At 40.6% G+C, this 12,180-nt stretch carries 2 protein-coding genes; both read right to left on the bottom strand.

All coding sequences use genetic code 11. The features are described 5' to 3' along the window. Positions 1 to 5,372: family 78 glycoside hydrolase catalytic domain (locus tag RHS_RS32205; protein WP_395023612.1), on the bottom strand; the 5,372-nt coding region annotated here is incomplete at its 3' end. A 168-nt stretch (positions 5,373 to 5,540) separates the two neighbouring features. After that, the gene (locus RHS_RS27715) at positions 5,541 to 12,149 is read right to left on the bottom strand and encodes a family 78 glycoside hydrolase catalytic domain (protein ID WP_395023613.1); all 6,609 of its coding nucleotides are present in this window, start codon (positions 12,147 to 12,149) and stop codon (positions 5,541 to 5,543) included. Positions 12,150 to 12,180: the final 31 nt, after the last annotated feature.

Raw genomic sequence — 12,180 nt, forward strand, 5'->3', positions numbered from 1 at the left:
GTATCTGTACTGTTCTTTGGCTTTACAGTTGCTTTAAGCTGTAATGTTTTTCCTGTCTTTAATGTTTTCTTGTGAAGGTTCATCTTAACCTTCTTTGCCTTCACCTCCTTTACAGTGATTCTGCAGGTTATTTTCTTCTTACTGGATATCTTTGCAGTAATTGTTGCTGTCCCAGCTTTTTTGGCTTTTACAAGCCCGTTCCGGGATACGGTAGCAGCTTTCTTATTGGAACTGGTCCAGACCACTTTATCTGTTGCATTTGACGGCTTTAAGGAAGACTTAAGCTGATAAGCTTTTCCCTTATAAATGGTTTTGCTTTTTTTGTTCAGGGAAATTTTCTTTGCCTTAACCGTAGTAACTGTGATCTTACAGGATGCCTCTTTTCCACCGTCCGCTGTCCTTACTGTGACTGTTGCTTTACCTGCTTTTTTAGCGGTTACTTTTCCGTTTGCATCTACTGAAATAACGGAATTGTTGGAAGATCTCCAGGAAACCTTCTTATTGGCTGCATTGCCGGGTAGAACTTCTGATTTTAATCGTTTTGTTCCTTTGCCTTTTATTGTGAGACTGTTGTAATTCAGTTTTACTGAGGATACAGCAGTTACCTGGATCTTATTCAGGGTTTTAAAGGTTACATTTGCGCCGCCTGAGACGTTTCCCGCCTGATCATATGCATATACGGTAAGCGTATAGGTTGTATTTGGCGCCAGTCCCATAATTTCAGCTTTAGTACCATTTGTTACCGTTGATACTATGTTTTCTTTATTCTTTACCAGATATTTTTCCACACCGGTATTATCTGCTGATGCATTCCAGGTAATCGTAACGGAATTTTCTGTTATACCGGATGCTTTTACATTTCCCGGAATGGAAGGTGCCTGTAGATCCCCTGCCGGTGTCAGTCCTTTAATTGCTGACTGAAGATCTTTTACAGCCTCATCCGCTTCTGTCTGAATAGCATCTTTCTTTTCCAGTACCTGTAATGCTGCATCCAGATTTTGTTTTAAAATTTGAAAACTTTCTGCTGTATATTTGGATTCCTGGGACAAATATTTTTTTGCATCCTGAATGGTATTTTCCAGAGCAGTCTTGTCTGCTCTTTTTATCAGTCCACTTATTGAGTTTCCTAATGACTGCGCTGCTGTATCAATCTCCTTCTGCGTATTATTCTCATTATTTAATACATTTTCTGCAATTTTCAGTGCTTTGCTGAATATCTTCCAGCTGGAACTTGTGTAATCAGATTCTTTGCCTTCAAATGCCGCTGCCTGCTCCATTGCCTCTTTTAATTTTTGAGTCTGCAGCGAAGCCTGATTGTAAATTCCCATCTCTGCTAACTGAAAATAATGAATTTCACCAGCCGGTGGATTGCCAACTTTGGTTACTTGTATCCTTACTTTTCTGGCTGATACTGCTTCCTCCCATTTCAATACAGCCGGTTTTCCTGCAGGTGCCTGGTAATCAGTATAATCTCCTATGGTTGTATATTGGCTTTCTCCATCTTTACAAACCTGAATGCTGAAATCTTTTGGGAAGGACGGTGTTTTTCCATCTTTTGTAAATACATCGGTTCTTGGGTATAAATGAATTCTGTTAAAATTCATATTCTCTCCAAGATCGATTTCAACCCAGTGGTTTACATCCTCACCATCTGATCCATTTGTAGTGAATCCAAGGTTTCCCGCTACAGAAACTAACTGTCCGTCATTAATATTCTGAAGTCCCCAGTCTCCATTGGAAATGGAAGTACTTGCCTCTGCTTTCTTTCCAATTGCCAGACTTTCCCTCTCAATATTACTGTTTTGAATGGCTATCTTTGTTTCTCCATTGATCTGTAAGGTAATTTCTGAACTGTCTTCTTCAAAGCCTTCACCATACCATTTTGAGAATTTATAATCCACATCATTTTCTGGTTTAGCACTTAAGGTAACCTCGTCCCCTGTATATACACTTTCAATAACCGGTAATTTCTGTGGTTCACCACCGTTGATACTTACCAGGCTTGCCTTGCTTGAATTTTCATCCACGATGTTTAAAACAACTTGTTGCCTGAGTACGGTTGTGAACTGATACTGCCCTGATCCTGCCTCGAATACTGCTTTGCCATCCTCCATTTTTACAAATGTAAGCCCCTCACTCTGAGCTGCCGGAATTCCATTTTCCAATACCTGATCCTTATTTTCAGCAGGAACATAAATGGTAGCCGTCGTATTTGCAGGAATGGTTACGTTCATACAGAAGCTGTCTTCTTCCCCGTAGCTCCAGCTGCTTTGGATATTTCCGTATACTGATTCAAAGGAACTGTCAATATAACTCAATCCGCCGCCGGGATATGGTTTTAAGTTAAAGTGCTTGTATCCGGGATTTTTCTCATCGTATGAGATACCTGCTACGTAATTGTAGAACCATTCGCCTACAGAGCCTAAAGAGTAGTGGTTAAATGAGTTCATACCTACATCCCCAAATTGTCCGGTCTCGTAATCATAGGAATTCCAGCGCTCCCAGATAGTGGTTGCACCGGCTCTTACACTGTATAGCCAGGATGGATAAGTATCCTGTAATAACAGGCGGTATGCCACATCTGCGTATCCCATCTCGGTCAGCATCGGACAAAGGTAAGCAACGCCCATGAAACCGGTTGATAAATGCCAGTTCTTATTCTTAATATCTTCTACAAGATATGCTGCTGCTTTTTTCCTTGCTGCATCGTCTTTTAATAAATTGAACTTTAGTGCCATAAGGTAACTGGTCTGTGTTCCATTACCTACATGTCCTTCTTCATCAACAAATGCCTTGTTAAATCCTTTTTTAATTTCTTCAAATAAATTGCGGTATATAGCGGCATCTTCTGTTTCTCCAATTGCCTCTGCCATCTTTGAAAACAAATCACAGCTGTACGCATAGTAACCGGTACAGATTAAGTCAATAGGGGTCTCTGCTCCCACCGATAACCAGTCTCCATAATTATTTCCGCAACCCTCAACCAGATGATCTTTGGTCTCCAGATGCTGATAATACCGAATCCATCCTTTCATCCCTTCGTAGCTCTGCCGGATAATAGAGGTGTCTCCGTAAGTGGTATACACGGTCCACGGAATGATAATAACACCATCTCCCCAGCCGGAAGCTCCGAATGAACCGCTCAGTCCATCTCCGGGTGTAACATAATTAGGTGTCCAGTCAGCAATTGCTCCGTCTGCCCGCTGGTTCGTGGTGACATCCATCATGAATTTTTCAAAGAATGTCTGTACATCCTGATTCATCGCTGCAGTACGTACAAATACCTGTGAATCTCCTGTGTAACCCAGTCGTTCGTCTCTTTGGGGACAATCCGTAGGTACACTTATGAAGTTATCTAACTGCCCCCAGGTAATGTTACTCTGAAGCTGATTTATATCTTCATTTGATGTGGTAAAGCTTCCTGTGGTATCTTGCAGGGAACTGATTGCTACACCTGTAATATCATCCAGAGTAGGTACTCCCGGATATCCGGTCACCTCAATATAACGGAATCCATGGAACGTAAACCGTGGCTGCCATGTTTCTCCATTTGGATCACCCTTTAAGGTGTAATAATCTGTAGCTGCCGCACTTCTTAAATTTGCAGTATACAGACTCCCGTCATTTTGCAGCATCTCACCGAAACGCAGCTTAACTACCGTATCTGCGTCTCCGGTTACATTCATTCTTGCAAATCCGGAAATATTCTGTCCCAGATCAAAAATGTAGGTACCTTCTTCCTGTTCATTTACAGATATGGGCTTTATTTCTTTGATAACCTTTACCCCGGGTCCCATATGTGCCACAATATCTCCGTCATAACGGGACTCTTTGACCGGATTCCAGCTGCCCTGGAAATTAAAGTCCGCTTCTGACCAACCCGGCATCTCCCTGGTTGCGTCATAGGTTTCACCCATCTGGAAATCATCTGATACAATTGGTCCGTCTCCGCTGGCAACCCAGGCAGAATCTGAAGATATCTTTACTTTTTCTCCGTCCGCATACTCGATTTCTAACTGGCAGAGCAGTTTGGAATCTTTTCCATAACGTTCTTTTCCGCCAACAAACAGTTTTCCGGAATACCATCCGTGACCGGTTATGGCTCCAATTACATTGGTACCATCCTTCAGCATATCGGTCACATCAAATGCCTGGTACATGACATAATTCCGGTCATCCTGATTTAATTCATAATTGGTCCAGCCCGGGTTGAAGAAATCATCTCCTACCTTTTGTCCGTTCATTTCCAATTCATAGATTCCAAGTGCACTAGCGTACACAGTCGCCTTCTTAACCTGTTTTTCTACTTCAAAGTCTTTTCTGTACATTGGTGCTGCCGCTTTTGCATCATTTTGCAGTCCCAGCGCATTTGATACAACCAGTTCACCTGAATTAATACTTCCAATACTAAAATTGTTATTGATTCCGCTGTCAAAGTTATCCGAAAATAAAATATTCCCATCTCCGTCTCTCACAACGATATTGTCGTACGCTGCCTGTTCATCACAGTCTCCAGGAGCATATGACTGGCGAAAGCCCAATTTACCATAAGCTGCATAGTCGCTTGTTCTCTGGTCAATCTGGGTGTCATCGATAAACGTTGTAATCCGGTTACCGTCTACTTCAATCTTAATATGATGCTGTTCCTTCTGATCTTGCTCAGGAATAACATCTTCAATTGTAAATTCATCGATACATGCCGCTGCTCCTTTTACCCACTGATGCGGTCTGAAGCTGGTCACTCCTTTAAATTTCTTTTCAAAGGTGTTAATCTGCCACATGAGGAAATTTGAATTATCTTTTCCTGCAAATATTATTCCTGCATCATCATTGATAATTCGAAAATCCATTTCTACCGAATATTTATCCGGTGATGGTGCTGCACCCAGATCCAGCTCAATCCATTTTGCATCCCATGGAGTTCCCATCAGACCCATTTCCCAATAAGCTTCTTCTGTTGAAACCGCCGTGTTTCCTTTGTTGTCCGTAACCTGGACTTTCCAGAAATATCTGGTTCCCGGCTCTAATTCTTTACCCCCGTAGACAATATCCACTGACTGGTCACTCTCTACAACGGTGCTGTCCCAGACATCATAATTCCCGGCATCCAGATTCTCTCTGCTTGTTGCAGCCATAATCTGATATGACGTCTGCATAACACTTCTTTGTGACGATTCTAATTTCCAGCTAAGTCTGGGCGTACTTTTATCAATCCCCAGGGGATTTACTTCTGATTCACATTCTAATCCATATACTGTGAATGCTCCTTCAGCAGCCTCTGCCTCCACGCCGAGACCAGTAAACAACTGCATAACCAAACAAATTACTAATAACCATGCTGATAATTTCTTTTTCATCCTCTTTTTTTCCATACGTCTTCTCTCCTTCTGCTGGCAGCTAATGGCTGTCTGCAAAAATCAAATAACATCTGCATAACATAATATTGTATTTTCAATATAAATATTTGCAATAAATATGCAAAGCACAGTAGCAAAGTAACACAGGATATCTCTATCTCTGTGCACTTTGCTTGTTTTATATTACTTAACTGTAATGAGTACCTCTGCTGTTTTACCATTAAAAGTTTTTGCTATGATTTTCGCCTTCCCTTTTTTAATTGCTTTGATCTTCCCTGAAGAGCTTACAGTAGCCACTTTTTCTTTTTTAGAAATAAAGGTGACATTTCCTGCACTTCCGGCACTGCGGGTAACTTTTAATTTTAATGTTTTTCCTATCTTCAGATTCTTTTTCTTACCAACATTCAGCTTAATAGAAGAAGGTGCTTTCTTAACAGTAATATTACAGGTTGCTTTTTTACCATTTGCAGTTCTAACCGTAATAATTGCTGTTCCCTCTTTTAATGCCTTTACTCTTCCTTTCTTATCAACCGTTGCCACTTTTTTATTACTGCTTGTAAATATGATTTTGCTTGTCACTGCCGTTGATGGCACAAGGGTTGTTTTTAAAGTATAAGTTTCCTTTCTGCCTAATGTCTTTTTGTTAGTATTTAATTTTATTTTTGCAGGATCCGTAGTTACAGTTATCTTACAGCTTGCTGACTTACCATTAGAAGCAATTGCAGTAATTGTTGCTTTACCCGCTTTTTTTGCAGTCACTTTTCCATTTTTATCAACACTTGCAATGGAGGATTTGCTGCTCTTCCAGGTAATAGATTTATCTGCCGCATTAGATGGGGATACCTGTGCAGTCAGTTTTACTGTTTTCTTTATCTTAATACTAACACTGGACTTGTTCAGGGTTACTTTGTCTACATCAACCTTTGCAGGCGGTGGTGTTACTGCCGGGAGAACAGATAAAGCCGTCTCTGTTGTCAGTGATCCCTCCAGATTTTTTGCTGTTACCACAGCAGAAATCTTATATCCTACATCTGCTTTTGTAAGAGCATATGTGTTTCCGTTTTCACCCTTTACCTCCTGGTTTCCCCTTTTCCATGTAATACTTAAATCACCTGGTTTTTTATTCTTGATACCGGTAGTATCTAAGGTTAATTTTTCACCCTCTTTTGTATTTCCTTTTATTGTAATTGTACCCTGGATCTTTTCTTTATCCGTAGATACTTCCAAAACTTCACTTACACTTCCTGCATAATGTGTATCCGTAGCTGCAATTCTCTGATAAAACTTATAAGAGGTTCCCGGTTCTAATTCCTTAAACTCAGCCACATGGCTGAATGCAGCCTCTTCATTTTCTTTTTGAACTGCATATTCATAACCTTCTACGGTTTCCAGCGTAACACTGGTGGTTGTTTTAGATGCAAGTACCGGGCTAATTGCCGGTATTTCGGATACAGTTACTGCGAATTCTCCTGATTTTTCCATTTCACCTATAGTAATTGTTACGATAATTTTAGTACTTCCTGCATTTCTTGCAGAAACTTTTCCATTCTCATCAACAATCGCAATATTGGAATCCTCTGATCGATACACTATGCCGGCACCTGCCAGATTCATTTTATTTCCATCAGATCCAATTGCTGCAACACCTGTAATCTGTGTATCTTCATCCCAGAACAGTTCCGGATTTTCAATCTGTGCTTCTACAGATTCCAGTGCCGGTGAAATGGTAAAGCTTCCTGTCCACTGACCTGCGTATGCGGGATCCTCCGGTGTAACAGTTACCGTATAATTTCCTTCTTTTACGGGAGCACTTCCGTCTTCTGTATTGTAGGTAATAATGAATTCTCCGGTATATGCTTCTAACGTTTCTTTAATAACTGCACTTGGATTATCAAGTCCTGCATAAGGACTGCCGGTATAGATCACATTCCGGGCATTACTTGTAATTTCAAGCGGTATTTTTTCAGTCAGACTGACGCATACATTAACTGTTGTATCTTCGTAATTCTTCATCGTTACGGTAACCGGTATTACTGCAGTCTGCCCTGCCTCACCATTTGTGTTTACCGTAAAACTGAGATTACCCTTTTCGTCAACCGAAATTTTCGAATCAAGGATTCCAAATTCATCCGTAACATTTCCTACAGCAAACTTAACAAATGGCTGATATTTTTCCATAAGGTCTGCAATAGAAACCTGTCCTTCTCCGCCTGCTGCATACACAAAGTATTCTTCCTTGTCTTCTACAGCCGGAGCTGCCGCTTTTACGACTTCCGTTACATACGTATAAACTAACTTCTTACCATTATCTTCAACAGAAACTTTTGCTCCGTCAGCTGCTGTTCCGGCAAGCGTGTCTGAAAATGCATAAGTATTTGGAGCCTGGAAGGTTAATTTTACGTTATATTTTCCGGTTTCCGGATTTTTCTGAACATCAGCTGCTGTTTCATCCTGCATTTCAACTGACCACTTACCAGAGATATCCGTCTTTCCATTTATAGTTGCCTTAATATCTGCCATATCCACCAGCGGTTCTCCATAAGCTACAGCGGACTTTGGTGCTTCATAATCGGCTAATACAATCTCTTCTATTGTATTTTCACTGTGATATACTTCAAATTCACTAAGCTGTAAATAATAAAAATTATGATCATTTGCCTTAGGATTTAAATTCTTAGCAAATAATTTTACGTATTTTGCATTTGCTGAAGCAAAGGTAAAGCTGATCGGTTCATAGCTTGGTACCGGATAATTCTCTTTTGTAACTACCGTTGTCCAATCACTTCCATTTTCAGATACCTGAATTTCAAAGTTTTTCGGAAAACCATATCCGGAATTTTTGACTGCAGGATTTTTAACTGCAGGATAAATGGATACTGCATTAATATCCTGAACTTTTCCCAGGTCTATGCTAACCCATTCTTCATGGTCCTCGTTCTTAACATCGCCTGTATTACTGGAATATCCGGTGTACTCACCATCCTTATTCATATTTTTTCTGTCACCGTCATTTATAAGCTTGCTTCCCCATCCCCAGTAACCATCTTCATGTGAAGTGGAAAATGCTACATTACCATTTAATGCTAAGTTCTGGAATAGATGGCTGTTCATTTCTGTTTCTGCATTTGAAAGTTTTAGAACCAGCTGGTCCATCTCTTCATTTGTTAACTCAACATTGGTACATCCTGCTTTTGCTGCATCATATGCTTCCTGATAAGCATCTGCATATTTAATAGGTGCCGCCACCGGATTTACTTTTTCATCAGCATTTTTTACTGCTTCTTTTAAAGCTACCCTGCTTTGGTTTACATGAAGCTTTAACTCAGCTGCAGCATCCGTAAGCTTTTTGACCATAGCGTCTATTTCTTCTTGCGCTGCATCTGGATTTGCATCTAATTCTGACGCTTCCTCCAAGACTGCCTTAAATACTGTCCATGCATCCATTTCATAATCCAGCTGCTTTAAGCTGCCGGCATCTAAGATTGCTTTTTTCAGCTTTATTTTTTCAACACTTGTTAATTTTACATTTGTTTCAAATTTGTAATTTCCTGATCCTGCTTCGATATGTACTTTTCCGTTTTCATTGCTTACTGCATGAATTCCATCCAGTGATTCACTTAAAGGCTGCCCGTTGCATGTGATCTGGTCCTTATTGTTAGTTGGGAGGATAATTTCTGCTGTTGTACCAACCGGAACCTGAATATCAAATACTCCCTGACCTTCATTTAATGTCCAGTCACTCTGCAGCTGTCCGCGAACTGTATTGACACCTGCTTTTGCGTAAGTCAGTGTTTCGTTTAATGAGGGCTCGATGGTAACTGTCTTATATCCGTCCTGCATATCCTTGATTCCGCCAATCCCTTTGTAGAACCATTCATCGTAGGTACCAAGGAAATAGTGTCCAAGAGAACGGGATGATGTCTCCCACATTTCCCAGAGAGAAGTTCCTCTGTCAGCCATGAAGCCCCAGCTTGGATAAGATTTCTGCTGAGCCACTTTATAAGCAACATCTGCATATCCATTATCTGTAAGTACCGGAAGAATAAATTTGGATCCTACACATCCTGTATCAAGGTGATAGTTTTTATCCTTAATATCATTTACCAGATTTGTTAAAACACCGTCTTTATATTCTTCCGGAACCAGCCCATATGCCAAAGGCACTAACTGGGAGGTCTGGCGGTAACGGCTTCTGTTTGCCTGCTGTGACCAGGTTAATGTTCTGTAAATCTGGTTTTCTGCATCGTAGAATTTTTCATTAAATGCCGTATACATTTTTTCCATTGCTGCTCTGTATTCTGCTGCATCATCTGTTTTTCCCATTCGATCGGCGAGCTGAGACATAACATCTAATAAATGATAAGCAAATGCAGTACCGCAGATACCGGAACCCTCACTGGGACTTTCGGAATACTGTAAATCCTGGTCAGCATCGCCCTGTCCCATAGGTGATACCCAGTCAGCTAACTGTCCGTCTGACCATGTCCATCCATTTTTTCTGCTCTCTTCCATATCCTTTAGCGCCAGTTTCCGCATTGCATCATACTGTTCATACAGATAACTTTCATTGCCGTAGGTATCAATCATCTGATCCACACCAAATACGAAGATTGAGTTCCATACTACTGTGTTATCATTTCCCCAGCCCTGTGTAGGTACCATGTTGGGTACATTATTAAACTCATTCTGACAATCTTCCATTGTTTCCACGAACTGTTTTAACATGTTCACAAAGCCAAAATTATAAGTCATGGTCTCAAGTGCAACGTTAGCGTCTCCAAGCCATCCGTTCTTTTCCCATACGGGAGTATCGGTTGGTTTACCCTGCATATTGTTCTTCATGGTTGTAATCATCATTTGATGCATCTTGTTAAACAGTTCATCAGAAGATTCAAAGGATCCGGTATCTTCCATGTCATTGCTTACCCGGTAACAGATTACATCATCTGCGGTGAGTTCCGACGGATATCCGTCAATCTGTACATACTGATAACCTTTATAACTAAACTTCGGCTCAAACGTTTCTACATCTTTTCCACCTTTACAGATATAATTATCCTGCTGGTTATAAGCACGCGGCCACCATCCTGAGTTCACACCATCTTTACCGCCAAGCTTTTGTACCTGACCATCATCATTTAATTTTTCTCCATAGGTAATGGTAACTTTATCTCCTGCATTAGCTCCTTTAATATCTAATTTAATCCATCCGGCCAGCATTTCCGGAATAGTTAATACATAAGAACCATTTTCCAGCTTTGTAATTTCAGACGGCTGCATTTCTTTGGTACGTCTGACCGGTTCCATGATCTGAGCTTTTAACTTTCCTTCAGGTGCATCCATTAACTGCACTGCACCCCAGTTTGTATCATCATAATCATTCAGGTCAAAACCATTCAGTTCTTTTCTGGCATCATAGGTTTCACCATAATAAATACTATTGGTAGTGATTGGACCTTCCTTCGTTGCTTTCCAGGAATCATCCGTTACCACAGATTCTTTTTCCCCGTTTTCATATTCAATTTCCAGCTCCATTCGCAGCTTGGGGGCATCTCTCCAACTGGCATCCTGCCAGTTCCATACCGAACAGGTCTCATTATAAAAACTGTTTCCAAGCTCTACGCCAATTGCATTCTTTCCTTCTTTTACTAATTCTGTTACATCAAATACCCGGTAAAGAGAAGTCTGGTTATACTGGGTATTTGCAGGATTCAATAAGGTATCGTCCGGTAATTGTCCATTTATTTTCAGTTCAAAAAATCCAAGTCCGGAAACATATGCTTTTGCATCTTTTATAGCACCTTTTTCCGTTTTAAACTCTTTACGAAGAACCGTTGCAGCAAATGCATTTTCTGCGTTAGGAGCAACACCACTGTTCCATGGGCTATTTCCATAAGGTTCCGACTGATCCGGATTTGTCCACCCGGTATCGTTATAATTCTGATCACTCCAGCCTTCTTCTTTTGTTTTACTTAGTTTCCAGGAATTATCTGTAACATAGGTGTCTTTTGTCCCATCATTATACAGAACCTCTATCTTAGCCAGTAATCCGGCATATCCTCTGGAGGTATTATGTGCGGATGCGGCTATTACATTTTCTCCCTCTGCAGAAATCAAATTAGTAATATCGTATAATTTACCATTTTTCCAGGAATCTTCACCGCCGTTCTCTCCTGCTTTTTTTCCATTTACAAAAAGTTCATATTCATCATCAGCCGTGATTCCAATATTGACATTACTAATTGTTTTTGTCTTATCTGTTCTAAAACCTTTTCGGAAATACTGAACCCCTTCCGGTGATCCGTTAAAATCACTTCCATCCCTTCTCCAGATCCAATTGGCACCCAGGAAGTTCATATCTGTATTTTTAATACCTATCCATTCACCATTCCACTCATCTGTTGACATGATTCCGGTTTCAAAACTGGATACTTTGCTCCACCCGTTATCATTACCTTCCTCATCCCAGACCTGAACAGCCCAGTAATAAGGTGTACGGGATAGAAGCGGATTCCCCTGATAGGTAATATTATAGTTGTTTTGATTTTCATTTTTTCCTGAATCCCACACATCACCTTCGTGCTTCTCTGCACCTTCTCTGGTTGAGGATACAACAATACGATATGCGGATTGTCCTTTATCATACCCATCAGATGCTAAGATCCAGCTAAATACAGGCTGCGAATCATCAATACCTAATGGTTCACTTAAATAATTTACCTTTAAGCTGCCAATCTGCAAATTCCCCTGGGAAGCTGCTGCGGTTATCGGTGTGATTGATGTTACAGTCACTGCTGTAGCCAATAAACATGACAATAATCTT

It is taken from the genome of Robinsoniella sp. RHS, from assembly GCF_001029355.1.
GTDB classification, from domain to species: domain Bacteria; phylum Bacillota; class Clostridia; order Lachnospirales; family Lachnospiraceae; genus Robinsoniella; species Robinsoniella peoriensis.